At 68.4% G+C, this 25,716-nt stretch carries 20 protein-coding genes, 1 tRNA gene and 1 pseudogene; 14 read left to right on the plus strand and 8 right to left on the minus strand.

Features of this window, described 5'->3' with window-relative positions; all coding sequences use genetic code 11:
- Positions 1-38: 38 nt before the first annotated feature.
- The 3 genes from B0F77_RS42890 to B0F77_RS42900 are packed head-to-tail and all read left to right on the plus strand — an operon-like array spanning position 39 to position 2,302.
- Positions 39-737, plus strand: a complete 699-nt coding sequence (locus B0F77_RS42890; protein WP_086668822.1) for an SDR family oxidoreductase — start codon at positions 39-41, stop codon at positions 735-737.
- The gene (locus B0F77_RS42895; RefSeq protein ID WP_086668823.1) at positions 734-1,735 is read left to right on the plus strand and encodes an NADP-dependent oxidoreductase; all 1,002 of its coding nucleotides are present in this window, start codon (positions 734-736) and stop codon (positions 1,733-1,735) included. The genes B0F77_RS42890 and B0F77_RS42895 overlap by 4 nt, the downstream gene beginning before the upstream one ends.
- Before the next feature lie 3 nt (positions 1,736-1,738).
- The gene (locus B0F77_RS42900; protein ID WP_086668824.1) at positions 1,739-2,302 is read left to right on the plus strand and encodes a TetR/AcrR family transcriptional regulator; all 564 of its coding nucleotides are present in this window, start codon (positions 1,739-1,741) and stop codon (positions 2,300-2,302) included.
- 210 nt (positions 2,303-2,512) lie between these two features.
- Here the strand turns inward: B0F77_RS42900 and B0F77_RS42905 are convergent, their stop codons facing one another.
- Entirely contained in the window at positions 2,513-3,532 is a 1,020-nt protein-coding gene (locus B0F77_RS42905; protein ID WP_086668825.1) for a S66 peptidase family protein, read from the minus strand.
- A 106-nt stretch (positions 3,533-3,638) separates the two neighbouring features.
- On the opposite strand from B0F77_RS42905, the gene B0F77_RS42910 reads away from it, so the two are divergent.
- Genes B0F77_RS42910 through B0F77_RS42920 form a run of 3 tightly spaced genes read left to right on the plus strand, consistent with a single transcriptional unit; the run spans position 3,639 to position 5,542 of the window.
- Positions 3,639-4,139, plus strand: coding sequence for a TetR/AcrR family transcriptional regulator (locus B0F77_RS42910; protein WP_169731064.1), 501 nt, complete (start codon positions 3,639-3,641; stop codon positions 4,137-4,139).
- A 13-nt stretch (positions 4,140-4,152) separates the two neighbouring features.
- Positions 4,153-4,503: a hypothetical protein gene (locus tag B0F77_RS42915; RefSeq protein ID WP_086668827.1), complete on the plus strand. Its 351-nt coding sequence runs from the start codon at positions 4,153-4,155 to the stop codon at positions 4,501-4,503.
- 13 nt (positions 4,504-4,516) lie between these two features.
- Entirely contained in the window at positions 4,517-5,542 is a 1,026-nt protein-coding gene (locus B0F77_RS42920) for an alpha/beta hydrolase (protein ID WP_086668828.1), read from the plus strand.
- A 282-nt stretch (positions 5,543-5,824) separates the two neighbouring features.
- On the opposite strand, the gene B0F77_RS42925 is transcribed toward B0F77_RS42920, so the two are convergent.
- A tRNA-Arg gene (locus B0F77_RS42925) sits at positions 5,825-5,899 on the minus strand.
- A gap of 149 nt (positions 5,900-6,048) precedes the next feature.
- On the opposite strand from B0F77_RS42925, the gene B0F77_RS42930 reads away from it, so the two are divergent.
- Complete coding sequence (locus B0F77_RS42930) at positions 6,049-6,957, plus strand: cation diffusion facilitator family transporter (RefSeq protein ID WP_086668843.1); 909 nt, start codon at positions 6,049-6,051, stop codon at positions 6,955-6,957.
- Here B0F77_RS42930 and B0F77_RS47475 read toward each other — a convergent pair.
- Positions 6,925-7,116: a hypothetical protein gene (locus B0F77_RS47475; protein WP_143467218.1), complete on the minus strand. Its 192-nt coding sequence runs from the start codon at positions 7,114-7,116 to the stop codon at positions 6,925-6,927. The genes B0F77_RS42930 and B0F77_RS47475 overlap by 33 nt on opposite strands.
- Before the next feature lie 99 nt (positions 7,117-7,215).
- Positions 7,216-11,448: a GH92 family glycosyl hydrolase gene (locus B0F77_RS42935; protein ID WP_086668829.1), complete on the minus strand. Its 4,233-nt coding sequence runs from the start codon at positions 11,446-11,448 to the stop codon at positions 7,216-7,218.
- Positions 11,449-11,599: 151 nt separating this feature from the next.
- Here B0F77_RS42935 and B0F77_RS42940 point away from each other — a divergent pair, with 151 nt between their 5' ends.
- Positions 11,600-12,769, plus strand: coding sequence for an ROK family transcriptional regulator (locus B0F77_RS42940; RefSeq protein ID WP_169731065.1), 1,170 nt, complete (start codon positions 11,600-11,602; stop codon positions 12,767-12,769).
- A gap of 219 nt (positions 12,770-12,988) precedes the next feature.
- Here the strand turns inward: B0F77_RS42940 and B0F77_RS42945 are convergent, their stop codons facing one another.
- From B0F77_RS42945 to B0F77_RS42955, 3 genes are all read right to left on the minus strand, one after another.
- Entirely contained in the window at positions 12,989-14,863 is a 1,875-nt protein-coding gene (locus tag B0F77_RS42945) for an acyl-CoA dehydrogenase family protein (RefSeq protein WP_086668831.1), read from the minus strand.
- Positions 14,864-15,001: 138 nt separating this feature from the next.
- A complete protein-coding gene (locus tag B0F77_RS42950; protein ID WP_086668832.1) occupies positions 15,002-15,685 on the minus strand; it encodes a DUF305 domain-containing protein in 684 nt (227 codons plus the stop codon).
- On the minus strand, positions 15,685-16,518 hold the full coding sequence (locus tag B0F77_RS42955; protein ID WP_086668833.1) for a thioredoxin-like domain-containing protein: 834 nt from the start codon (positions 16,516-16,518) through the stop codon (positions 15,685-15,687). Before B0F77_RS42955 ends, B0F77_RS42950 begins: the two co-directional genes overlap by 1 nt.
- Before the next feature lie 169 nt (positions 16,519-16,687).
- On the opposite strand from B0F77_RS42955, the gene argS reads away from it, so the two are divergent.
- The 6 genes from argS (at position 16,688) to rho (ending at position 25,292) form a co-directional block, all read left to right on the plus strand.
- Positions 16,688-18,325, plus strand: a complete 1,638-nt coding sequence (gene argS / locus B0F77_RS42960) for an arginine--tRNA ligase (protein WP_086668834.1) — start codon at positions 16,688-16,690, stop codon at positions 18,323-18,325.
- Positions 18,325-19,743 carry a diaminopimelate decarboxylase gene (gene lysA, locus B0F77_RS42965; protein WP_086668835.1) on the plus strand — a complete coding sequence of 473 codons (1,419 nt, stop codon included), beginning with the start codon at positions 18,325-18,327 and terminating at the stop codon, positions 19,741-19,743. Before argS ends, lysA begins: the two co-directional genes overlap by 1 nt.
- Before the next feature lie 3 nt (positions 19,744-19,746).
- Complete coding sequence (locus B0F77_RS42970) at positions 19,747-21,048, plus strand: homoserine dehydrogenase (protein ID WP_086668836.1); 1,302 nt, start codon at positions 19,747-19,749, stop codon at positions 21,046-21,048.
- On the plus strand, positions 21,045-22,097 hold the full coding sequence (thrC, locus tag B0F77_RS42975) for a threonine synthase (protein WP_086668837.1): 1,053 nt from the start codon (positions 21,045-21,047) through the stop codon (positions 22,095-22,097). Before B0F77_RS42970 ends, thrC begins: the two co-directional genes overlap by 4 nt.
- Positions 22,094-22,948 (plus strand): homoserine kinase, encoded by an 855-nt coding sequence (thrB, locus tag B0F77_RS42980; protein ID WP_086668838.1) that lies wholly within the window; start codon positions 22,094-22,096, stop codon positions 22,946-22,948. The genes thrC and thrB overlap by 4 nt, the downstream gene beginning before the upstream one ends.
- Before the next feature lie 322 nt (positions 22,949-23,270).
- Positions 23,271-25,292, plus strand: coding sequence for a transcription termination factor Rho (rho, locus tag B0F77_RS42985; protein WP_086668839.1), 2,022 nt, complete (start codon positions 23,271-23,273; stop codon positions 25,290-25,292).
- A 223-nt stretch (positions 25,293-25,515) separates the two neighbouring features.
- Here the strand turns inward: rho and B0F77_RS49435 are convergent.
- A pseudogene (locus tag B0F77_RS49435) lies at positions 25,516-25,716 on the minus strand (hypothetical protein); the annotation flags it as partial.

Here is a 25,716-nt window from a genome sequence, read left to right on the forward strand (position 1 = left end):
GTATGTAATATTATGATCGTAAGTCAAAGGAGTCTTCGATGGACCTCTCCACCAGCACCGTCCTCGTGAGCGGAGCGAATCGCGGGTTCGGCCGGGCACTCGCCGCCGAACTGCTCGAGCGCGGCGCCACCGTCTACGCCGGTGCCCGCGATCCCGGCTCGGTCGACCTGCCGGGCGCCAAGCCGATCGCGCTCGACATCACCGATGCCGCCTCCGTCCAGGCCGCCGCGCAGGCCACCGGTGACGTCACCGTCCTGATCAACAACGCCGGCGCGTCCACCGGTGCCGACCTGCTCGCGGCCGAACTGGACGACATCCGGCTGGAGATGGACACCCACTACTTCGGCACCCTGTCGATGGTCCGGGCCTTCGCCCCGCAGATCGCCGCCAACGGTGGTGGCGCGGTGCTGAACGTCCTGTCGGGACTGTCCTGGATCAGCTTCCCGGAGATCGGGGCCTACTGCGCCGCCAAGTCGGCGGCGTGGTCGCTCACCAACTCCCTGCGCGTGCAGCTCGCCGGCCAGCGCATCCGGGTGTCAAGCCTGCACGTCGGCTACATGGACACCGACATGGCGGCCGGGGTCACCGCTGAGAAGTCCGACCCCGCCGACATCGCCCGGATCGCCCTGGACGGCATCGCCGCCGGCGACTACGAGATCCTCGCGGACAACGTCTCCCGTCAGGCGCAGGCCGCGCTGGCCGCGGGCGTCTCGGCGATCTACCCGCAGCTGCCGTGAAGGCGTTCATCGTCGACCGCTACGGCAGCGGAGACAACGTGCGGTTCGGTGACATGCCGGAACCGGAAGTGCGGCCTGACGACGTACTCGTCCAGGTGCACGCCGCGGGGGTCAACCTCCTGGATTCCCGCATCAGGGACGGGGCCTTCAAACTGATCCTGCCGTTCCGGCTGCCGATCGTCCTGGGCAACGACGTCGCCGGTGTCGTCGTTCGCGTCGGATCGCGGGTGCGGCGGTTCAAGCCCGGTGACGAGGTCTACGCGCGACCGGACCAGAACCGGATCGGCACCTTCGCCGAGCTCATCTCGATGAAGGAGGACGACCTCGCGCTCAAGCCGGAGACGCTCCCGATGGTGGCAGCGGCCTCCGTTCCGCTGGCCGCCCTGACCGCCTGGCAGGCCCTGGTCGAGAAGGCGAACCTGAAGAAGGGGCAGAAGGTCTTCGTCCAGGCGGGTTCCGGCGGCGTCGGCACGTTCGCGATCCAGTTGGCGAAGCACCTCGGCGCGACCGTGGCCACGACCACCGGACCGACGAACGTCGAACTGGTGAAGGGCCTCGGTGCCGATGTCGTGATCGACTATCGGAAGGAGGACTTCGAGAACGTCCTGCGCGACTACGACGTGGTCCTCCACAGCCAGGACGAGAAGACGCTCAGGAAGTCCCTGCGGGTGCTCAAACCCGGCGGAAAGCTCATCTCGATCACCGGCCCGCCCGACCCCGCGTTCGCGAAGGAACTCGGCTCGCCGTGGATCCTCCGGCCGGTCACTCGGATGCTCAGCTTCCGGGCCAGGCGAGCGGCGAAACGACGCCAGGTGGACTACTCGTTCCTCTTCATGCGGGCGAGCGGTGATCAGCTGCGCGAGATCACCGCGCTCATCGACTCCGGAGCCATGCGTCCGGTGCTCGACCGGGTCTTCCCGTTCGAGTCGGCCAAGGAAGCCATGGCCCACGTCGAAAGCGGTCGCGCCAAGGGCAAGGTCGTCGTCGAGGTGGTGTGAAACTTGAGGTACGCCAAGGAACACAAGCAGGTGACGCGGCAGCGGATCATCGAGGCGGCCGGGCGCCGGTTCAAGCAGGACGGCATCGACGGTTCCGGTGTCGCCACGCTGATGGCCGACGCGGGACTGACCAACGGCGCGTTCTACGCCCACTTCGAGTCCAAAGAGGACCTTGTCGCCAGCGTCGTCGCCGACCAGTTGCACGGTCAGTGCGAAGGTCTGCGTGCGTCCGGTGGAGTCGAGCAGATCGTGCGGCAGTACCTCTCGGTCGAGCACCGCGACAACCCTGGGCACGGCTGCCCGTCCGCCGCCCTGCTCGACGAGATCAGCCGAAGCGCCGACGCCACCAGACACGCCTACACCGACGGTGTGCTGGCCGTCATCGACGAGGTCGCCGCTCTCCTGGCCCCGCACGACCCCGCGTCGGCCCGCCTGAGAACACTGACGATCTACGCCGGAATGGCCGGGACACTGCAACTCTCCCGTGCCCTGACCGACCCGCGGCTCGCCGACGCGGTGCTCGGCCAGGGCATCGAGAACGCTCTGGCGCTGCTGGACGCCGGTTAGCTGTCCGAGCAACCGTTAGGAGTGCGCTCTGTCACGATGGCCGGTCGTGGTCGTGAGCAAGAACGTCGTACGGATGACGGCGGACGCGAACGAGGAGGCCAGGTGACGGCACGCGCACTGAAGCGGGCGTCTCGCCTGCCGCCGTGGCGTGCCACAGCTCAACGGTGACCTTGTCTCGGTCGACCTCGATGACGACGTAGTCCGCGGCGGTCAGCTGGCCAGTCCCGTCATCGCGTGCGGCCCTACCGCCGGTTCGAGCAGCGACAACGTCCGCTGCTGCGCATCGAGACCGACGCGGATGCCGACCGGCATCGGCAGATTCGGGCCGGCATGCCCGAACTCGACGTTGCCCAGGACCGGGATGTCACGGTCGCCGAGGACGTCGAGGACTATCTCGGGCAGGGTCGGGGAAGCGCCGGGCTCGAGTCCACTGATCTCGCGCGGAACGCCAACGACCATGCCGGAGATCCGATCGAGGATGCCGCAGTGTCGCATCACCTGCAGATAGCTCCACACGTGCGATGCCAGGCCGCCCATCTCCTCCCAGAACAGCACCGCACCATCGAACCATTCGAGCGGCAGCGCGAAAGGCGTCGCCTGCGCCAGCACGATGCGATTGATCACCCCGCCGATCAGCCGACCTTCGACACGACCAGGACGCCAGCACTCCCACGACGGGCTCGCAGGCAGCGCACCGATCGCCGCGGTACCGGTCAGCAACCTGGAGTAGAGCTTCTCGAGTTCCGCTTGGCGCGCCACGGGCGCAGACTGCCAGTGCCCGCCGAAGCCAGGGACCGCCATGTCGGCGTGGAACCCGACTAGACCCGTGCGCGCATAGAGCACCAGATGCAGCAGCGAGATGTCGCTGTAGCCCAGGATCGGCTTGGGGTCGGCCCTGATCGCCTCAACGTCGATCAGGTCGAGGTAGCCGAGCGCCGTCTGGCCACCGTCACTCGCGATGATCGCGCGCACCTCGGGATCACGCAGAAGACCGTTGAGCTCCCCGGCGATCTCCGCCGGCGTAGCCGCGCTCCACCAATGGCGCCGCCCTACTTCGAGTAGCGGAGCCCGACGCACGCGGAATCCCAACCGCTCGAGCACAACCACCGTCCGCTCGACGTTGGGCTCGTAAGCGGCCGGCAGCGGACCGGACAGCGATGCGATGACAACGAGATCTCCTGGCCTCAGGGCACGCGGTCGAAGCAGTTGAGGCAGTGCAGAACCGGTCATGGCGTCAGTGTCGCCAGTGCCCTTTGGCAGGGTCACGCGATTTTCGCCGGCCTTTGAGGAACGATCGTTCTTGACTGATCGTTCCTCAAAAGGCTACCGTCGTGGCATGGGCAGGAAAAGGGCGTTCGACGAGGACGAGGCGGTGCGCGCCGCCGTGGGGCTGTTCGGTGGCCGCGCGTACGACGGGGTGTCCATCGACGACCTCGTCAACCACCTCGGCGTGCACCGCAACAGCCTGTACAAGACGTTCGGCAGCAAGCGCGGCCTCTACCTGGTCGCCTTGCGCCGCCACCTCGCCGACGACGTCCGCCCCTTGGCCGAAGCACTCGCCTCGGCACCGGATGCCGCGACCGCGCTACGGCTCATCACGTCGGCCGACCTCGGTCTGCTGCTGCTCGCCGCGGTCGAACGGGCACCGGCCGACGAGGAGGTGGCCGCCGAGGTGGCCACGGCGTTGGCCGCCGTCGACCAGGCGATCGCCGACGCGCTCGACATTTCCACCGACCTGGCCGCCGCCCTCACGGCTGCCGCACTGGGCATTCTCCTGCGCGGCAACCCCGACGGTGCCGGCACCGCGCTGACCCAACGCCTCGATTCCCTTCACTGACAGGAAACCCGACATGGCACTGGTCCACATCGACGGCGACGACCTCGTTGTCGTGATCGAAGGTCTCGACAAGCTCTGGGCCTTCAAGAGCAGCCTGACCATCCCACTGGCCAACGTCCGCGGCGCGACCGCGGACCCCGGCATCGCCGCCGATCCCAAGGGAATCCGCGCGCCGGGCGCCCACCTGCCCGGCGTGATCACGGCCGGCACGTTCCACCTCGACGGCGAAAAGGTCTTCTGGGACGTCAAGGACGCGTCGAAGGCCGTCGTGATCGAACTCGCCGACGAGCGCTACGCCCGCCTGGTCCTCCAGGTCGACGACCCGCGCGCGACCGTCGCGCTGGTCGAGAACGCCCTGCGCTGAAAGAGGTGAGCCGATGTTCTCCCGCCTCTGCGCGGCCGTGATGGCGTTGGCCGCCGTGACCGCCACCCCGGCCGAGGCGACGCCCGGCCTCGTGCCCGCCGCCGACCGCGAGGTCGTCTTCACCGTCGAAGGAACGACGACCTACGGCACCCTGCACGTTCCCGCGCACCGTGCCGGGCAACGGTTGCGCGCCGCACTGCTGCTGCCAGGCAGCGGACCCACCGACCGCGACGGCAACCAACCACTGATGTCCCCGAACACCCTGGCGCAGGTGGCCGACGCGCTCGACAGCGACCGGGTCGCCACGCTGCGGTTCGACAAGTACGGCACCGGCCGCACCGGGCTCGGCGCCTACCGCGACCACCCGGAGACACTCGACTACCCGGCGTTCGTCCGTCAGGCGAAGGCCGCCTACGAGTCGTTGCGCGATCAGCCGGAGACCGACCCGCACGCGCTGATGGTCGTCGGGCACAGCGAGGGCGCGATGACCGCGCTGCTGCTCGGTGGCACCGTCCGCCCACGCCCGACCGGCCTGGCACTGCTGCAACCGCAGGCGATCCGCCTGCTGGACCTGGTCGCGCTCCAACTGCACGCCCAGATCGCCGAGGCGACCCGGCAGGGTCAGTTCACCCCGGACCAGCAGCGCGCGATTGACGCGGCGATCGACGCCGCCGTCACCGCCCTGCGCGAACACCGGCCGGTCGACACCACCGACCTGCCGTCCGCCATCGCCCAGCTCTTCACCGCCTTGCAAGGGCAGAGCAGCCGGTTCGTGCACAGCGACGACGCCATCTATCCGCCGGCCACCGCCGTGGCTCTGCGGCAGGGGACCAGGGTGCTGCTGACCTGCGGCACGAACGACGCCCAGGTCCCTTGCGCCACAACGGACGCCCTGACCGCCGCCCTGCGACGCGCGCACGTCGGCGAACCGGGCCGGGTGCCACTGCTCGGAGTGGACCACCTGCTGCACGACGCCGACCACCCGAATACCCCCGCCCTGGCCGTGCTCGATGCCCTGCACCGGTTCGCGGGGCGCTGAGGTAGACCGACGCCGAACCCCGAACCCGTGCGAGACGGGACCAACCGGCGGACAGGCGGCGATCACGGGCGGTGCCGTCCGTGCCCCGGCAGGGCGTTGCACAGACGGTTCCGACCCACGACAGGTCCGGGGGCGAAGCCCCGGCTGGGGTCTGGGGGCGTCTGGTCGTCGAGCACGTGAACGGTCGTGATCGGCTGGAGACGGCCATGAACGGCCGGACACACGAGTAAGGCCCTTGACCGCGTTCGCGCTGGTCAAGGGCCTCTTGGTGCTGGTCGACCTTGGTGCCCCCGGCAGGATTCGAACCTGCGCACCCGCCTCCGGAGGGCGGTGCTCTATCCCCTGAGCTACGGGGGCCGTAGCTATGTGGAAGATCCTAGCGCACGTTCGAGCCCTGTTTGACACGGACCCCAGCGGGACGGCCGAAGGTGGGATTCGTCACCTCCGCCGCAGGTCAGGAATAGCGTCGATTGCACTCATGCGCATGTCGCTATATGTTCCAAGTCATGGGTCACGGGCATGGGCACGGATCGGCGTCGGCGAGCGGGCAGCACGCCGGCAAGCTGTGGATCGCGTTCGGGATCGGCGCGGCCTTCATGGTGGTCGAGTTCGTCGTGGGGTTCGCGACGTCCTCGCTCGCGCTGATCTCCGATGCCGCGCACATGCTCACCGACGTGCTCGGGGTCGGGATGGCGCTGGCCGCGATCGTCGTGGCCAAGCGGGCCAAGGCCGGCCGGAACCGGACGTTCGGGTTCTACCGGGCCGAGGTGCTGGCGGCGCTGGCGAACGCGGTGCTGCTGTTCGGGGTCGCCGGGTACGTGATCTACGAGGCGGTCGGGCGGTTCCAGGACCCGCCGCAGGTGCCTGGCTGGCCGGTGCTGATCGCGGCGACGCTCGGGCTGGTGGCCAACCTCGTCAGCTTCAGCGTCCTGAAAGAGAGCGCTAAGGACAGCATCAACGTCAAGGGTGCGTACCTGGAGGTGCTGGCTGACCTCGTCGGGTCGGTGGGTGTGCTGATCTCCGCGCTGATCACGATCACCACGGGCTGGAAGTACGCGGACCCGATCATGGGTGTGCTGATCGGGGTCTGGGTGCTGCCGCGGACGTACGGCCTGGCCAAGAACGCGCTGCACATCCTGTTCCAGCACGCGCCGGAGCGGCTTGACGTGACCGAGATCCAGAAGGCTCTCACCGAGCTGCCCGGTGTCACGGAGGCGCACGACCTGCACGTGTGGACGCTCACCAGCGGGATGGAGGTGGCTTCGGCTCACCTCGCGACCGCTGAGGACGCCGATCATGAGAGCGTGCTCAAGGCGGCGCAGTCGTTGCTGGCCGCCAAGTACCACATCGAGCACGCGACGCTGCAGGTCGAGGGCGGCTCGTCAGCGCAGCGGTGCCGGGAGCTTTCGTGGTGAGGCGGGCAGGTCGCGGATCTCGTCCTTGGTGGACGGGGTGCCGGTCCGTGACGGAACAACCGGTTTGCGGGGTTGCGGCACGGCGGCCCAGACACGGCCTCGCTCGAACGGCACCACAACAGCCTCCCAGTCACCGCAGATGAATTGCCAAGATCTCATCGGAGTATGTCTGAAGGGGATAGATCCTTTCAGGTGAATGAGAAAGGCCGCGCTCCGTGACGGAACGCGGCCTTTCGGTGTGAACGAGTCAGTTAGGCGTTACAGCCCAGTGCACTGTCCTGCCTTCGGACCCTTCACGTCGTTCGTGAAGCCGTTGTTCGACGGCTCCGGGGTGTTGCCCGTGCAGGACAGCGGACCGCCGACCGTCGAGAAGGCGACGACCGACCTGGTCCTGTTCGACGTCAGTGACACCGGGCCGCCGACCGCGGTGTTCTCCACCGCGACTTCCGACGAAGAACCGTGGACCGACACCGGACCGGCCACGCGCGTGCCCACGAGCACCACGGAGGCCGCGTCCGCCGCCGAGATCGGACCCTTGATCTCGCCGCCGAAGACGTACAGCGTGGCGCCGCGGGCGACGGTCACCGGGCCGTTCACCGTGGCACCGTCCACATAGGTCACGCCATTGACCTGCAGCGGGCCGTTGACCGTGCCCGTCACGGTGGTGGTGGCCGCCGGCAGCGGCTTCGACAGCAGCTCGAACTCCGCCAGCGCGACGTCCTCCGAGAACTCCACCCGGTAGAAGTTGTAGCGGCCCGGCGAGGCGATCTTGAACGACCGGGTGTACTGCTGCCACTGGAAGTTCTCGCCGGAGCGCTTGTCGACGGTCGCCCAGGTCTTGCCGTCGTAGGAGGCCTTCAGCTCCCACGACGACGGGGACTTGCCCGTCTTCGCGTTGGTCAGCGTGTAGAACTCCGCCTTCTCCTTGGCGTCGGCCGCCTTGAAGTCGAACGAACGGACCACGGCGGACGTCGTGGAGTTGTTGTCCACCAAGGCACCGACACCAACACCGGTCGCGACATCGCGCAGCGGCGTCGGGACCGCGTCACCGGTGGTGATCGAGTCCGGCACGTCGTTCACGCCCGTGCCCCACTTCGACGGCTGGGGGCCCATGTCGAAGTCGATCGTGGCACCGGCCGCGAGCACGTCGTGCGGCAGCGACGTCTTGTTCCACGCCTTGCCGTTGACCTTCACGCCCTGCACGTAGATGTTCTTCGCGCTGTTCTTCGGCGCGTTGATCACGAGCTTCTTGCCGTTCTCCAACCGAACCGTCGCCTTGGTGAACAGCGGCGAACCGATCGCGTAGGCAGGCTTGCCCATCTGCAGCGGGTAGAAGCCCAGCGACGAGAACAGGAACCACGCCGACATCTCGCCGTTGTCCTCGTCACCGGCATAGCCCTGGCCCTGCTGCGAGCCCACGTACAGGCGCGACAGGATCTCGCGCACCTTCTCCTGGGTGCCGGAGGGCTTGCCCGCGTAGTTGTACATGTAGGCGATGTGGTGCGACGGCTGGTTGGAGTGGCCGTACTGGCCCATCCGCACGTCCCGCGCCTCGATCATCTCGTGGATCACGCCGCCGTAGCCGCCGGGGAACTTCGCGGTCTCCGGCAGGGTGAAGAACGAGTCGAGCTTGGCGGCCAGCTTGTCCCGCCCGCCGTACAGGTTCGCGAGACCCTGCCCGTCGTGCGGCACCGTGAACGCCATGTTCCAGCCGTTCGTCTCGGTGTAGTCGTAACGCCAGTCCTGCGGGTTGTACTTCGCCGGGTCCTCGACGCGCCACGAGCCGTCGGTGTTGCGTCCCTGGAAGAAGTCGATCCGCTTGTCGAACGTCAGCACGTAGTTCTGGGCGCGGTTGAGGAAGTACTCGTACTCCTCGGCGTACCGCTTCTCGCCCGTCTTCTCGTGCAGGGCCTTCGCCATCGACGCGATGCCGAAGTCGTTGAGGTAGCCCTCGATCGCCCACGACCACGCCTCGGAGTCCATCTGGTCGTGGCCGGTGTAGCCGAGGAACACCGACCGGTCCATGCCCTTGCGGCCGACCGCGCTGTTCGGCGGCAGCACGGACGCGTTCTTCACCGCGGCGTCGTAGGCGGCCTTGATGTCGAAGTTGTTGACGCCCTTCAGGTACGCGTCCGCGAACGCCACGTCGGAGCTCGTGCCGGTCATCAGATCCGCGTAACCGGGGGAGGACCAGCGCGACACCCAGCCGCCCTGCCGGTACTGCTCCACGAACCCGTCGGCCATCTCGCCGGCCTGGGAGGGGGTGAACAACGAGTAGGCGGGCCAGGTCGTGCGGTAGGTGTCCCAGAACCCGTTGTTGACGTAGATCTTGCCGTCCACGATCTTCGCGCCGGTCTTCGTCGGCGTGTTCTCACCAACCGGCGGCGACACCGGGGACGCGTACTGCACCTTGTCGCCGACCTTCTCGTAGCCCGAGTTCGGGTAGAGGTAGAGCCGGTACATGTTGGAGTACAGCGTGATCAGCTGGTCCTCGGAGGCGCCCTCCACGGAGATGATGCCGAGGATCTTGTCCCACGCCGCCTGCGCGCGGTCGCGCACGGCGTCGAAGGAGTCCGATGGCTTGATCTCCTGGTCCAGGTTCGACTTCGCCTGGTCGACCGAGATCAACGACGTGGCGATCCGCAGCTCGACGGTCTTGTCACCGAACGAGAAGTAACCGCCGACGTTGTCCCGGCCGGCCCCGGTGAGCCTGCCGCTCGCCGTCACCGGCCTGTCCACCTTGCCGTAGACGAACAACCGGGTCGTACCCGCGGACCCGATCCGCACGTCCGAGAAGCCCGTGACGACACCGTTCGCCGCGTCCAGCGTGAGGCCGCCGGAGTTGTTGACGTTGTCGAACACCAGGTTCTTCTGCGCGCCGTCGGTGAACGTGAAGCGGAAGACCGCCGCGTGGTCGGTCGGCGCGATCTCGGTCTTCATGCCGTTCTCGAAGGTCACGCCGTAGTAGTGCGCCTTCGCGATCTCGTTGTCGTGCTTGAACGGCAACGCCCGCAGCGCGCGGTCCTGGGTCGGCGCCTGGTCGGACGGCATCACCTGGAACGTCTGCCGGTCACCCATCCACGGGCTCGGCTCGTGCGACGCGGTGAACGCCTGCAACGTCGTGAGGTTCTGCGCGTTGTTGCGCTGCTGGTACTCGTACAGCCAGCTGGCCGAGCCCGCGTTGGTCATCGGCGTCCAGAAGTTGAAGCCGTGCGGCACCGCGGTCGCCGGGAAGTTGTTGCCCCGCGAGAACGAGCCGTTCGAGTTCGTGCCACGCGTGGTCAGCACGTAGTCCGAAGGCTTCGCGTACTGCGTCTTGACGACGTCACCGATCTTGATGTCGTCGAACCAGGCGCCGAACTCCGTCGGACCCTTGGGACCGTCGTAGGCGACGAGGATCCGCTTGATCGTCTTCCCGGCCGCGACGGCACCGATGGTGGACGCCACCTTGTTCCACTGGTTGGCGTACAGGAACTTGCCCGCGCCCTGGCCCTGTGGCGACAGCACCGCGCCGTGCTGGTCGGCCGACTTGAGGTCGCTCAGGTACGTGCCGTCGGAGAACGCCAGGTCGACCGCCGAGTACGTGCTCGGGTAGTTCAGGTTGTCGGTCACGAAGTCCGGGAAGATCATGTACGAGAGCTCGGTGGTCGGCTTGACGGCGATGTCGACGTCGAACACCTTGTTGTAGCTGTAGCCGCGGCCCTCGGCGAGGTGCCGGCCTTGCGCCCGGAACGCCCGCGTGCCCGTCCAGCCGACGCGGGACTTCGACGTGTAGCCGGTCGTCGGGCCCTTGCCGGCGGCGCTGCGCATGTTCGGCGGCGGAGGGTTGTCGGAGCCGTCCGAGAGCTGCACCTCGGCCAGCTGCAGGATGTTGGCGGCACCGTTGTTGAGCGTGATGTCCAGCTTGTAGTGCGCGTACGTCGCCGGCGCCGCGAGGTCGTAGACGTTGGTGGTGAGGCGGTCGGCGAACGTTTCACCGGTGCGGGTGTCGAGCACGGTCCAGTCCGTGCCGTTGGCCGAGCCCTGCAAGGTCCAGTTCTTCGGGTCGCGCCCCGGCACGTCGTTGGCCGACGTGAGCGAGTACTTCTTGATCAGCTGCGGCTGGGGGAACCGGAACGTCGCCCAGCCGGTGCTGGTGAAGGTCAGCCACTTGGTGTTGACGCTGCCGTCGACGAGGTTTTCCTTCACCTCGTTGGAGTCCTCGTACTCGCTGTTGGCCTTGACCTCGAGGACCCGCTCGGACACGTTGCCGGGGATGTCCGTGCCGTTCGAGCCCGTCACGCCGGCCGACTTCGGCTTGCCCGCCGCGTCGGTCTCGACCGTGTTCGCCCACGACGGTTGTGGTTGACCGTCCTCAAAGGACGAGGAAAAGCCCACGCCTTGCTCCTCTGGTGCGGCGGCCGCGTAGCCGTTGGTGACGCCGCACACCAGTGTCGCAGTGATCGCAACGCTCAACAGAGTCCTGGTTCGTCTTATCCCCAGTTGCCTCATTGCAACCCTTCCGCCGCCAAGCCTGCCCCGTTTGGGAGGGAGCGTTTCGGCACGTGACATCGTTGTCAAGTGACCGGACAGAAACTGTCTTCGAACCTGTCCTATCAACAGTTGCGCGCGTGCACCAGTGGTCAAGATCTAGACTCGATCGGTGACCGACCGCAAGCCGCCAGAGGTGGGTACACCAGCGGGCATGCGCGTGCTCAACCAACGCGCTGTGCTGGATCGGTTGCGCCGTCTGGGTGCCGCGACCCGGCCGCAGATCGCCAAGGACACCGGGTTGTCCAAGCCGACGGTCGGACAGGCCCTGCTCGATCTCGAACGCCACGCGCTGGTGCGCCCGATCGGCCGAACGACGGCGGGTCCCGGCCGTTCCGCGGTGGTCTACGAACCGAACCCGGCCGCGGGGTACGTGCTGGGCGTCGACATCGGCCGCGAACGGATCCGGGCGGCCGTCGCCGATCTGGGCGGGTCCGTGGTGGCCCGTGTGGACGAGCGCAACCGCGCCCGATCGGCGGCCACCCTGGTGCGGACGGTGACCGAGCTGGCGTCGCGCACCGTGGCGGACGCGGGGCTCGCCCTGACCGACGTCGTGGTGAAGGTGATCGGCAGTCCCGGCGTCATCGACCAGCGCTCGCGGGTCGTGCGGCACGCGCCCAACCTGCCGGGCTGGGAGTCCGCCGGCGTGCTGGACGGGCTGGAGACGTCGCTCGGGCCGGTCGTGGTCGTGGAGAACGACGCCAACCTGGCCGCGCTGGGGGAGTACGTCTACGGGGCGGCTCGCGACGCACGCGTGTTCGTGTGTGCGACGGTCGGAACCGGTGTGGGCATGGGGATCGTCGTGGACGGCGCGCTGTTCCGCGGCGCGCACGGGGCGGCGGGCGAGGTCGGCTTCCTGCCGTTCGGGAAGTCCGCTTCGGACGTCCGATGTGGACAGTTCGAGGACGCGGCCGCGGCGGAGTCGGTGGTGGCGCTGGCCCGTGAACGCGGACTGCCGGCGCGCTCGGCTCGCGAGGTGTTCGCCGCCGCGCGTTCCGGTGACACGCAGGCACTTGAGGTCGTGCGGGTGGAGGCGGAACGGCTCGCGTTCCTCGTGGCCTCGGTGGCCGCGGTGATCGATCCGGAACTGGTGGTGTTCGGTGGCGGCGTCGGGTCGAACGTGGACTTGCTGCTGTCTCCTTTGGAGGCCGCGCTGCGCACGATGACGCCGCTGGCGCCGCCGATCGTGGCGGGCTCACTCGGTGACGGCGCGGTGCTCTCCGGAGCCATCGCGATGGGCCTGGAAGCCGCTCGTGAATTGGTCTTCGAAGTTACTCTCTGAGAGTAGTTGAGTGTGTCTCACCTGGTGATTCACTCATATGTCGTATCTGTGAACGGCGATTTGTGGCTTAGCGTTACCGACACCTCCACCTGGAGGGTGTTGTGTCCTTCCGTTGCAAGGGGAGTCGGTAGGGGGATGCGGGGGACGTAGCCCCCTACCGGCCGTGCACTGGGCAGGTGCCGCGCCCGCACCATCAGCCTGCCCAGTGCAGTTAACGGCCTAGCGCGGCGTCGGACGATGGACGTTCGTCGCCGTCGATTCGCGATGCGCCGAATCCGCGATCCACCGCCCCGGGATGGACGCGTCGATCACGCCGTCCTCCAGCCACGTGTAGTCGCCGTCCATGACCTGCCTGGCCAGCACCACGTCGCTGTCGTCGGTGTTCTTCCACAGCTTCTCGAACAGCTCGTCGACCCGGATCCGCGCCTGCTTGGCGAAAGCGTCCGCGAGCAGCTGCGAGTTGGGGTTCTGGTCCTGCGCGGCCCGCACGCACGCGGCGCTGATCGCGAACAGCTCCGCGCCGATGTCCACGATCCGGCTGAGGAACCGCTGCTTGCGCTCCATCTTCCCCTGCCACCGCGACATGGCGTAGAACGTCTGCCGCGCCAGCTTGCGCGCCGACCGTTCGACGAACCGCAGATGCTTCGCCAGCGGCCCGAACTCCGTGTACCCGGCCGGACTCTGCCCCTTGCCGACCACGAGCGTCGGCAGCCACTTGGCGTAGAACCCGCCTGCTTTCGCCGCGGCCTTCATCTTCTTCTGGCGGTCGGCGTCCGGATCGATGATGTCGCCGGCCACGGACAGGTGGGCGTCGACCGCTTCCCTGGCGATCAGCAGGTGCATGATCTCGGTCGAGCCTTCGAAGATCCGGTTGATGCGGAGGTCGCGCAGGACCTGCTCGGCCGCGATGCCGCGTTCTCCGCGCGCTGCCTGGCTTTCCGCCGTCTCGTACCCACGCCCGCCGCGGACCTGCACGAGTTCGTCGGCGACCAGCCAGGCCTTCTCGCTCGCGTAGAGCTTGGCCAGCGCGGCCTCGATGCGGATGTCGTGACTGCCGGCGTCCGCGAGCTCTGAACTGAGGTCCAGCACGGCTTCCAGCGCGTAGGCGGTCGCCGCGATGTAGGCGATCTTCCCGGCGATGGCCTCGTGCTTGCCGACCGGGAGCCCCCACTGAATGCGTTCGGTGGACCACTCACGGGCGATCTTGAGGCACCACTTGGCACTGCCGGCGCACAGGGCGGGCAGGCTGAGGCGACCGGTGTTCAGGGTGGCCAGGGCGATCTTGAGGCCGGCGCCCTCCCTGCCGATCACGTTCTTCTTGGGCACGCGGACGTTGTGGAACCTGGTCACGCCGTTTTCGAGGCCCCTGAGCCCCATGAACGCGTTGCGGTTCTCGACGGTGATGCCCTCAGCGCCGGCTTCCACGACGAACGCGGTGATGCCCTTCTCCGGCACCTGGGCCATCACGACCAGAAGGTCGGCCACGACACCGTTGGTGGTCCACAGCTTCACGCCGTTGAGGACGTAGTCGTCGCCGTCCTCGACCGCGGTGGTCCCGAGCCGCGCGGGGTCACTTCCCACGTCCGGCTCGGTGAGCAGGAACGCGGTGATCTCACCCTTGGCGCAGCGCGGCAGGAACTCCTGCTTCTGCTCCGGGCTGCCGAACATCGCGACTGGCTGCGGGACGCCGATGGACTGGTGCGCGGACAGCATCGCGCCGATCGCGGGGCTGGCGCTGCCGACCAGCATGAGGGCCTTGTTGTAGTAGACCTGGGTCAGGCCGATGCCGCCGTACTCGGGCTTGATCTTCATGCCGAACGCGCCGAGGTCCTTGAGACCCTTGAGCACGTCGTCGGGGATCTGGGCATCCCGCTCGATCACGGTGTTGTCGATGCTGTTTTCGGTGAACTCGCGGAGCTTCTGGAGGAAGGCCTCGCCGCGTTCCCGGTCTTCGGCGGTGCCACTCGGGTGTGGGTGGATCAGGTCGATGCGGAAGTGACCGAGGAAGAGCTCTTTGCCGAAGCTCGGTCGCTGCCAGCGGGTTTCCCGTGCTTGTTCGGCGACCTGCCTGGCCGCGCGCTCGTCGACGGTCATGGTTACCTCCGAGTAGGGGTGTGACCCACGTTACTCAGCGGTAGGCGGATGTCCACCTGTTCAGGGGTGAAACGATGAAGGGCACCTTCATCCACGTCAGGTGGATGAAGGTGCCCTTCATCGAGAACGAATGCCTGGCTACGGCAGCGGGGCGGCTCCGCGCTTCGCCAGGTAGTCCTTCATCAGCTCGGTCTCGGCTGACTGTGATTTCAGCATGTTTTCGGCCAGGGTGCGCACGAACGGCTGGCTGGCCCGTGTCGCCGCGTACTCCGCCATCGGTGCGCCGCCCATGTGGTGACGGAGCATGAGCTGGAGGAAGTACACGTCGAAGTCACGGCCGGCCGGCATCGTGCGCAGCTTGGTCAGCTCGTCGGTCATGGCCATGCCCGGCATCAGCGGTTTGCCGGCCTCTGGCGTGGTGGCGCCGTGGCCGTGCACGCCGGCGTCGTTCATCCAGGCCATGTAGACGCCGGACACGTTCTGCTCGTGCTCGTTCCACATCATCAGCCAGCCCTTCATGCGGCCGACCTGTTCGAGCTGGGTCGAGGCGATGTCGAACGCGAGCTGGCGCACCTCGGGATCGGACGAGCGGTCCCTGGCCATGTTGGCCATCTGGATGCCCTGCAGGTGGTGCTGGGACATGTCCTGGCAGAAGCCGACGTCCGCGGAACCGGAGGCCGGCACCGCGGACGACGTCGAGCCCGGCAGCTTCACCAGGAGGCCGACAGCGGCGCCGAGCAGCAGTACGGCGAGCACGGCCGCGCCGATGACGAGGGTCCGAGCGACCCCGGAGGGACGCTCGGACTCGGTGTCAGAAGCCATCAGCTGGACGGCGGCGTCGAGACGGAGTCCGACGGAGGCATGCTGGCGGGAGGCTGCTGGCCCTGCTGGGCCTCGGTCTTCGACTCGTCCGTGCCACCGTCCATCGGCACGGCGTCGGCGCCGGGCTTCTCGGCGACGAACGGGGCCGGGTTCGACAGGAACTGCGGGTTCTCGCAGGACGCGCCGACCTCGGGGTAGGTGTTCGAGTTGCGCAGCAGCGACGAGATGAACTGGTCGACGCGCTCGTCGTCGGCCTTCTCGACCTTCAGCTGGTGGCCCCAGGACTGCAGCGAGATCGGCTTGTCGAGGCCGGGGTACGGCGACATCATCATGTACGGGATGCCCTCGACCTTGACCTTGAGCTTCGCGAGCGCGTCGTCCTTGACCTGGTCCGGGTTGTACGCGATCCAGACGGCGCCGTGTTCGAGGCCGTGGACCATGTTCTCGGTGCGCACGGCCTTGTCGTAGACGACGCCGGTGCAGTCGGCCCACTGGCCGTCGTGCGGACCACCGAAGGCGGGGGTCTGGTCGTAGGCGACGCGCTGAGTCGGCTGGACGTGCTTGGAGCCCTTGTACTCCTTGGTCACGATGCCCGCGAGCTGCTGCGACGGGTCCTTGTTCGTGTCCGAGGGCTTCCACTTGGCCAGGGCGGCCTCTTTGACGTTGTTCGCGTGGATCTGCGAATACGCATATCCGAACACGCCGCCGGCCAGGCCGAGAACTGCGATCACCGCGATGATCGTGCCCCACGGCTTCGGCTTGCTCGCCACCACGGAGGAACGGGCGGCCGCCACGCTGCTGCGTGTGGCCTTCGTCTTCTTGCCGCTTACCATGTCCGCCTCAGTTGTCGTCCTGGTCAACCGGCGCCAGTGTAGGGACATCGTGTCTGATCACTGTCAGCGCAGGGCGATACCACGTGCGCGTTAACACTTGCCGTCTCACCCTCCGAGACCCGGTAACCCGGTCGAGACCTGCGACAACGCTTCTCTAAACTCATACGTCGTGACCCCTGAAGCGCTCGCCGATCTCGTCCGGACCACGGTTGCCCAGTTGCTGGCCGACCGACGTCTGGACGCCACCGCTCTCCCCGAGCAGGTGACGGTCGAGCGGCCCAGGAACCCCGAGCACGGCGACTACGCCACGAACATCGCGCTGCAGCTCGCCAAGAAGGTCGGTGTCGCCCCGCGCGACTTCGCCACGTGGCTCGCGGACGCCCTCAGGGAACAACCCGCCATCGCGAAGGCCGACGTGGCCGGACCGGGCTTCCTGAACCTCACCATCGCCACCGAGGCCCAGGGCGCGATCGTCGCGGACGCGCTGAAGGACGGCTACGGCACCGGCGCGGAGCTCACCGGCCAGAAGATCAACCTGGAGTTCGTCTCCGCGAACCCGACCGGCCCCATCCACCTGGGCGGCGCGCGCTGGGCCGCCGTCGGTGACGCGATCGGCCGGGTGCTGCAGGCCCGTGGCGCCGAGATCACGCGTGAGTACTACATCAACGACGCCGGTGCGCAGATCGACCGGTTCGTCCTCTCGCTGATCGCCGCGGCCAAGGGCGAGCCCGTGCCGGAGGACGGCTACGCGGGCACGTACGTGGGCGAGATCGCGGCCGAGGTGCTGCGCCGCGAGCCCGGCGCGCTCAGCGACCCCGCGCTCGTGCGGCGCGTGGGCCTCGAGCTGATGATCGACGAGATCAAGCGCAGCCTGGACGGCTTCGGCACCCACTTCGACGTGTTCTTCTCCGAGCTCACGCTGCACCAAAGCGGCGCGGTCGCCGACACCGTCGCGAAGCTCAAGGCGAACGGCTCGCTGTACGAGAAGGACGACGCCTGGTGGCTGAAGTCGACCGACTACGGCGACGACAAGGACCGCGTCGTCATCAAGGGCGACGGCAACCCGGCCTACATCGCCGGTGACATCGCCTACCTCGCGGACAAGCGCAGTCGCGGCTTCGACCGCTTCATCTACATGCTCGGCGCCGACCACCACGGCTACACCGCACGTCTCAAGGCGGCCGCGGCGGTGCTGGGTGGCGACCCGGACAGCGTCGAGGTGCTGATCGGCCAGCTCGTGAACCTCGTCAGCGGCGGCCAGCCCGTGCGGATGAGCAAGCGGGCGGGCACCGTCATCACCATGGAAGACCTGGTCGAAGCGGTCGGTGTGGACGCCGCCCGGTACGCCATGATCCGGTCGAGCGTCGACTCCAGCCTCGACATCGACCTCGACCTGCTGCGCAAACACAGCAACGACAACCCGGTCTACTACGTGCAGTACGCGCACGCCCGCATCTCCGGTGTGCTGCGCAACGCCGCTGACCTCGGCGTCACCCAGGGAGACGACCTCTCGCTGCTGGTGCACGAGCGCGAGGGCGACCTGATTCGCACCATCGGCGAGTTCCCCAGGGTGGTGGCCACCGCGGCTGAGCTGCGCGAACCCCACCGGGTGGCAAGGTACCTCGAAGAACTCGCGGGTTCCTTCCACCGCTTCTACGACCGCGAGCGCGGCTGCCGCGTGCTTCCCCAGGGCGACGAGGAGACCACCCCGTTGCACCAGGCGAGGCTGACGCTCTGCGCCGCGACCCAGCACGTTTTCGGAGCAGGCCTCGGCCTGCTCGGCGTCACCGCACCGGAGCGAATGTAATGCGAGCACATCCCGCTGGACCTCGGCACGCTGACGTCCTGGCACCCGGCAACACCGCCGGCGACCGCCCTTCCACCGCAGACCAGCTCGACTACCTGCACCCGACCGTCTGGCCGCGCAACGCCTCCCGCAACGACGCCGGTGTCGTCGAGCTCGCGGGTGTGGACGTGCGCGGGCTCGCCGAGCAGTACGGCACGCCGCTGTTCGTCATGGACGAGCAGGACTTCCGCGCGCGCTGCCGCGAGCACGCCGAGGCGTTCGGCGACCCGACGCTCGTGCACTACGCCTCCAAGGCGTTCCTGAGCGTCCAGGTCGCGAAGTGGGTGGCCGAAGAGGGCCTCTCGATCGACGTCTGCAGCGGCGGCGAGCTTGCCATCGCTCTGCGCGCGAACTTCCCCGCCGAGCGCATTGCGTTGCACGGCAACAACAAGAGCGTTCCCGAACTGGTCGCGGCCGTCGAGGCCGGCGTCGGCGGGATCGTGCTCGACTCGTACCACGAGATCGCGCGCCTCGACCAGATCGCGCGCGAACGCGGTGTGGTGCAGCCGGTGCTGATCCGCGTGACGGTCGGCGTCGAGGCGCACACGCACGAGTTCATCGCGACCGCGCACGAGGACCAGAAGTTCGGTTTCTCGCTGTCCTCCGGCGACGCGGCCGAGGCCGTGCGCCGCGTGCTCAAGGCCACCGGCCTCAAGCTCGTCGGCCTGCACAGCCACATCGGCTCGCAGATCTTCGACGCGTCCGGCTTCGAGGTCGCGGCCCGCCGCGTGATCGGCCTGCTCGCCGACGTCCGCAAGGAGCACGGCGAGATCGACTCGCTGACCGTCGTCGACCTCGGTGGCGGCCTCGGCATCGCCTACACGCCGGACGACGACCCGCCCCCGCCCGCCGAGCTGGCGCGGCAGCTGCACAACATCGTGCAGAAGGAGTGCGAGCACAACGGCTTGGAGATGCCTCGCATCGCGGTCGAGCCCGGCCGCGCGATCGTCGGCCCCGGCACCGTCACCGTGTACGAGGTCGGCACCATCAAGGACGTCGAGCTGGACGGTGGCGCGCGGCGCCGGTACGTCAGCGTCGACGGCGGGATGAGCGACAACATCCGCACGGCGCTCTACGACGCCGTCTACGACTGCAAACTGGTCTCACGTGCCGCGGAGCCCGAGTCGCGGGCCGTGCTGTGCCGCGTCGTCGGCAAGCACTGCGAGTCGGGTGACATCGTGGTGCGCGACTGCTGGTTGCCGGACGACCTCGCGCCGGGCGACTTGGTGGCGATCGCCGCCACGGGGGCCTACTGCTACTCGATGGCGAGCGGGTACAACCGACTTCCACGGCCCGCGCTCGCCGCGGTGACCGACGGAGAGGCGCGGCTGTTGCTGCGTCGCGAGACCGAGGACGATCTGTTCCGTCTGGAGGTATGAACGGTGCCGGAGAACAAACCGATCCGGGTCGCGCTGCTGGGTTGCGGCACGGTCGGCACGGAGGTAGTCCGGCTGCTGACGGACCAGGCCGAGGACCTCACCCAGCGCGTCGGCGCGCCGGTTGAGCTCGTGGGTATCGCCGTGCGCAGGCCGAACAAGCACCGCGAGGTGCCGGAGCACCTGCTGACCACGGACGCCGAGGCGCTCGTGAAGTCGGACGACGTGGACGTGATCGTCGAGGTCATCGGCGGTATCGACCCGACGCGCGGCCTGCTGCTGGAAGCGCTGCGCAACGGCAAGTCCGTCGTCACGGCGAACAAGGCGCTGCTCGCCGAGCACGGCCCCGACCTCTTCGAGGCGGCCGACGCGTCCGGTGCGGACCTCTACTTCGAGGCCGCCGTCGCCGGCGCGATCCCGTTGCTGCGCCCGTTGCGGGAATCCCTTGCGGGAGACCGGATCACCCGCGTCATGGGCATCGTGAACGGTACGACGAACTTCATCCTGTCCGCGATGGACGCCACCGGCGCGGGCTACGCCGAGACGCTCGAAGAAGCCTCGCGCCTCGGTTACGCCGAGGCGGACCCGACGGCGGACGTCGACGGGTTCGACGCCGCGTCGAAGGCCGCAATCCTTGCGTCCCTTGCGTTCCACACGCGTGTGACGGCTTCGGACGTGTACCGCGAGGGCATTCGTTCGGTCTCCGCGGCGGACATCGCGGCGGCCAAGGGCCTTGGGCGCACGGTGAAGCTGCTCGCGATCTGCGAGCGGGTGGTCAGCCCGTCCGGCCAGGAGTCAGTCGCCGTTCGAGTGCACCCGGCCATGATCCCCAGGACGCATCCGCTGGCCAGCGTCAACGGTGCGTTCAACGCGGTGTTCGTCGAGGCCGACGCGGCGGGGGAGATGATGTTCTACGGGCAGGGTGCCGGTGGCGCCCCGACGGCGAGCGCGGTGCTCGGCGACCTGGTCGCCGTGGCGCGCAACCAGGTCGCGAGCGGACGTGGTCCGCGCGAGTCGGCCTACGCCGCGCTTCCCGCGCAGCCCATGGGGAACACGCCCACGCGCTACCACATCAGCCTCGACGTGGCGGACAAGCCCGGTGTCCTCTCGCAGGTCGCCGCGGTGTTCGCCGAGCACGACGTGAGCATCGCCGCGGTGCGTCAGGAAGGCCGTGTCGAGGACGCGAGCCTGGTGATCGTCACGCACGCGGCGACCGACGCCGCGCTGCGGTCCACTGTGGACAAAATCGGTGGCCTCCCCGTGGTGCGGGACGTCGTCAGCGTCATGAGGGTGGAGGGCGAAGAGTGAGTGCTGTCAGAGCGGGCTGGCCCGGTCTCATCAACGCCTATCGGGACCGCATCGAGATCCCCGAGGGTGCCGAGGTCGTGACGCTGCACGAGGGCGGCACGCCTCTGGTGCACGCCAAGCGTCTCTCCGCGGCCACCGGGTCGGACGTCTGGGTGAAGGTCGAGGGCGCGAACCCGACGGGTTCGTTCAAGGACCGCGGGATGACCGTGGCCATGACGTACGCGCTCGCGTCCGGCCTGAAGGCGGTCATCTGCGCCTCCACCGGCAACACGTCGGCGTCCGCGGCCGCCTACGCGGCCAAGGCGGGGCTGACGGCGGCCGTGCTGGTGCCCAGCGGCAAGATCGCGATGGGCAAGCTCGCGCAGGCCGTCATGCACGGCGCGAAGATCCTGCAGATCGACGGCAACTTCGACGACTGCCTGGAATTGGCCTCGAAGACCGCAGCCGAGTACCCGGTCACGCTGGTGAACTCGGTCAACCCGGTGCGGCTGATCGGCCAGCAGACCGCCGCGTGGGAGGTCTGCGACGTGCTCGGCCAGGCGCCGGACGTGCACTGCCTGCCGGTCGGCAACGCGGGCAACATCACCGCGTACTGGAAGGGCTACACGTCGTACGACAAGGGCCTGCCGAAGATGTTCGGCTTCCAGGCCGCGGGCGCGGCTCCGCTGGTCAGCGGCGAGCCGGTGGCGAACCCGGAGACCATCGCGACCGCCATCCGGATCGGTTCGCCGGCGTCGTGGACGGGTGCGATCAACGCCCGTGACTCCTCTGGCGGCTTGATCGACGCCGTCACCGACGACCAGATCCTGGCCGCGTACCGGCTGCTGGCGTCGTCCGAGGGCATCTTCGTGGAGCCCGCGTCGGCCGCGTCCATCGCCGGTCTGCTGATGACCGCCGAGGACGGGCGGCTGCCCAAGGGCTCGACGGTTGTGTGCACCGTCACTGGTCACGGTCTGAAGGACCCCGACACCGCGTTGCTCGGCACCACCGAGGTCGAGCCGGTCCCGGTCGACCCCGGAGCGGTCGCGCACGCGCTGGAGCTCGCGTGAAGTTCCTCGTCTCCGTCCCCGCGTCGACCGCGAACCTCGGTTCGGGGTTCGACGCGCTGGGCCTGGCGCTCGGGATGTACGACGACGTCGAGGTGGCCGGCGGCGACGGTGTCGACGGCCTCTCGATCGTCGTGGAGGGTGCCGGATCAGGTGAGGTTCCGCTCGACGAGACCCATCTCGTCGTGCGGGCCGTCCGCGCCACCGGGTACACCGGCGGGCTCGCCCTGCGCTGCCGCAACACCATTCCGCACGCACGTGGACTGGGCTCGTCGGCCGCCGCGATCGTGGCGGGTGTCGTAGCCGGATTCACCCTGATGGGTCGCGAGTTGGACACGGACGCGTTGCAAATCGCTGCCGAGTTCGAAGGTCACGCGGACAACGCGGCTGCTTCCTTGTTCGGCGGCGTAGTCGTTGCGTGGTCTGAAGGAGAGAGCTACCGCGCGGTCCGAATGGAGCCCGACGCACGGGTGCGCCCGGTCGTGCTGATCCCGTCGCAGGAGTCGTCCACCAAGACCACCCGTGGCCTGCTTCCGGCCGAAGTACCCCACGCGGACGCCGCGCACGCCGCGGGACGGGCTGCCCTGGCGGTGCACGCGCTGACGTCGGATCCGGCCGTTCTCCTTGCCGCGACTGAGGATCGCCTCCACCAGAACTACCGCGAGCCCGCGTGGCCCGACACCGTTCGGGTGATCAACGATCTTCGCAAGCTCGGTGTTCCCGCTTGCGTGTCCGGAGCGGGACCCACCGTGATCGCGTTCGGCGAGATCCCGGCCGAGGTCGACGTGCACGGCTTCGACGTGCGGAGACTCGACGTCGACACCGCCGGGGTGCGCGTTCGGCCATTGGACTGACACGCCCGACCCCGGTTGTTGCATGCCGGGGGACCGGCGTCTACCCTCGGGGGCGATCAGTCACCGCGCGCACGGGCGCCGGTGTCGCGCTCGGACACTCGTTCCGAGTCGCAATCCTTTTGTGTTCCGGCTCTGTGCCGTGCGGGCGGGGCGGACGCAAAAGAGGCACCCGATCGCCGTGTGACCTGAGAAAAGTCCCGTGCTTGCCGGAAGCCGTGTGTGCTTCCGTCTGCATCGGACTTGACCGTCGTTCCCCAGTTGAAGTGGGAAGACGGGTCCGCTGGGCCGCGTAGGAGGCGGGGCCTGGTCAGGAAGGACTTGTGTGAGCAACACCGATTTGCTGAGCAGCGACGTCGCAGCTGCATCTGGTTCTGGAGCCGAGGAGAACGCTCTGTCCACCCCTTCGAACGGCACGACGCCGCGCCGCCGCGCGGGTCTGTCCGGCATGGTGCTCGCTGAGCTTCGTGAGCTCGCCGGCCAGCTGGGCATCACCGGAACCGCAGGCCTGCGCAAGGGCGACCTGATCGCGGCCATCAAGGAAAAGCAGGGCGCCGGTGCCCCTGCTGCCAGGGTGGCCGAAAAGAGTGAGAAGCCCGCGAAAGCCGAGAAGGCCACCGCGAAGGCGCCCGCTGAGAAGCCGGCCGCTGTCAAAGTGGTCGAAAAGGTCGCTGAAAAGCCTGTTCAGCAGCAGCTCGAGGTAGCCGACAAGCCGGCCGCCGCCGAGCCAGCCGCTGCCGACGACGGCGGCCGCTCCTCCGAGGACGGTGGGCGCCGTGGAAACCGCCGCCGCCGTTCCGGCCGTGGCGGCGGCAACGCCGAAGCGGGCGAGGGCCAGCCGCAGCAGGAGCAGCAGCAGCGTCCCGAACGCACCGAGCGTCCCGAACGCGCAGAGCGTCCCGAACGCACCGAGCGTGCGGACCGCGGTGAGCGTTCCGACCGCGGCGAGCGCCAGGAGCGCGGTGAGCGTTCCGACCGCGGCGAGCGTTCCGAGCGCCAGGACCGCGGCGACCGCAACGACCGGGGCGGCCGTGACCGCAACCGTGACCGCGGCGACCGTGGTGACCGCAACGACCGCCAGGGTGGCGGCCCGCAGGGCGACGACGACGGCGATGGCCGTCGCGGCCGCTTCCGCGACCGTCGCCGTCGTGGCGGCCGCAACGAGGGCGGCGAGCGTCAGGACCGCGAGACCGAGGTGCGCGACGACGACGTCCTGCTCCCGGTCGCGGGCATCCTGGACGTGCTGGAGAACTACGCGTTCGTCCGCACGTCCGGCTACCTGGCCGGCTCGAACGACGTCTACGTCTCCCTCTCGCTGGTCCGCAAGTACGGCCTGCGCCGTGGCGACGCCCTCACCGGCGCCGTCCGCCAGCCGCGCGACGGTGAGCAGCAGCGCCAGAAGTTCAACCCGCTGGTCCGCGTCGACAAGATCAACGGCCTGGACCCGGAAGAGGCGCGCAACCGCCCGGACTTCACCAAGCTGACGCCGCTCTACCCGAACGAGCGTCTGCGCCTGGAGACCGAGCCGCACATCCTCACCACCCGCGTCATCGACCTGGTGATGCCGATCGGCAAGGGCCAGCGCGCCCTGATCGTGTCGCCGCCGAAGGCCGGTAAGACCTCTGTTCTGCAGTCGATCGCGAACGCGATCACCAAGAACAACCCCGAGTGCCACCTGATGGTCGTCCTGGTGGACGAGCGTCCGGAAGAGGTCACCGACATGCAGCGCTCGGTGAAGGGCGAGGTCATCGCCTCGACCTTCGACCGCCCGCCGTCGGACCACACCACCATCTCCGAACTCGCCATCGAGCGGGCGAAGCGGCTGGTGGAAATGGGCCACGACGTGGTCGTGCTGCTGGACTCGATCACCCGCCTGGGCCGCGCCTACAACCTGGCAGCCCCGGCCTCCGGCCGAATCCTGTCCGGTGGTGTCGACTCCACGGCGCTCTACCCGCCGAAGCGCTTCCTGGGCGCCGCCCGCAACATCGAAGGCGGCGGCTCCCTCACGGTGATCGCAACGGCGCTGGTCGAGACCGGCTCCGCCGGTGACTCGGTCATCTTCGAGGAGTTCAAGGGCACCGGCAACGCCGAGCTCAAGCTCGACCGCAAGATCGCCGACAAGCGCACCTTCCCGGCCGTCGACGTCGACAGCTCGGGCACGCGCAAGGAAGAGCTCCTGCTCTCCCCGGACGAAATGGCGGTCACGCACAAGCTCCGCCGCGTGCTCCACGCCCTGGACGGCCAGCAGGCCATCGACCTGCTGCTCGACCGGCTCCGCAAGTCGCGCACCAACATCGAGTTCCTGATGCAGGTGGCGAAGACGACGCCGGGCGCCGAGCAGGACTGACAGCCCGCGCAAGTTTCACGTGAAAAGGCCCTCGGTGCAGGTCACCGAGGGCCTTTTCGCATCGCTTCACCCGAACGCCGAGGCAGGCTCGCGCAGGAGGCCTTGCCGCGTTGGGTGAGAAGCGGCGGGGTAGGCAAGGCTCCTGACGCGCTGGGTTGGCAGGTGCGTCCGCCGCGTGGGGTGACAGCCACCGCTCGGAACGTGACCAGCCCGACCGGCACCCTCACCGGCAGCCAGAAGCCGGCGCGCTCTCGTCGTTCTGCACCAAGCACTGAAAGACCAACCCAAGCAGCACCGGCAACCCCACCACGGTCGTGAGCAGCGCGGGAACCTCCACAGCCCCCACCCAAACCCCACCGGCCAGCACCACTCCGAGATACCCCCACCGCAGCCACACCCGTTGCCAGCCCCGCCGCCACCGAAC

The organism is Lentzea kentuckyensis, from assembly GCF_002150765.1.
Taxonomy (GTDB): domain Bacteria; phylum Actinomycetota; class Actinomycetes; order Mycobacteriales; family Pseudonocardiaceae; genus Lentzea; species Lentzea kentuckyensis.

Coding starts and splice junctions, on each gene's coding strand:
- B0F77_RS42955 (WP_086668833.1), bottom strand. CDS start 16,518: ATGGTAAGCGGCAAGAAGACGAAGGCCACACGCAGCAGCGTGGCGGCC.
- B0F77_RS42910 (WP_169731064.1), top strand. CDS start 3,639: ATGGGCAGGAAAAGGGCGTTCGACGAGGACGAGGCGGTGCGCGCCGCC.
- B0F77_RS42945 (WP_086668831.1), bottom strand. CDS start 14,863: ATGACCGTCGACGAGCGCGCGGCCAGGCAGGTCGCCGAACAAGCACGG.
- B0F77_RS42920 (WP_086668828.1), top strand. CDS start 4,517: ATGTTCTCCCGCCTCTGCGCGGCCGTGATGGCGTTGGCCGCCGTGACC.
- B0F77_RS42905 (WP_086668825.1), bottom strand. CDS start 3,532: ATGACCGGTTCTGCACTGCCTCAACTGCTTCGACCGCGTGCCCTGAGG.
- B0F77_RS42950 (WP_086668832.1), bottom strand. CDS start 15,685: ATGGCTTCTGACACCGAGTCCGAGCGTCCCTCCGGGGTCGCTCGGACC.
- B0F77_RS47475 (WP_143467218.1), bottom strand. CDS start 7,116: ATGAGATCTTGGCAATTCATCTGCGGTGACTGGGAGGCTGTTGTGGTG.
- lysA (WP_086668835.1), top strand. CDS start 18,325: ATGCGAGCACATCCCGCTGGACCTCGGCACGCTGACGTCCTGGCACCC.
- B0F77_RS42890 (WP_086668822.1), top strand. CDS start 39: ATGGACCTCTCCACCAGCACCGTCCTCGTGAGCGGAGCGAATCGCGGG.
- B0F77_RS42935 (WP_086668829.1), bottom strand. CDS start 11,448: ATGAGGCAACTGGGGATAAGACGAACCAGGACTCTGTTGAGCGTTGCG.
- B0F77_RS42915 (WP_086668827.1), top strand. CDS start 4,153: ATGGCACTGGTCCACATCGACGGCGACGACCTCGTTGTCGTGATCGAA.
- B0F77_RS42930 (WP_086668843.1), top strand. CDS start 6,049: ATGGGTCACGGGCATGGGCACGGATCGGCGTCGGCGAGCGGGCAGCAC.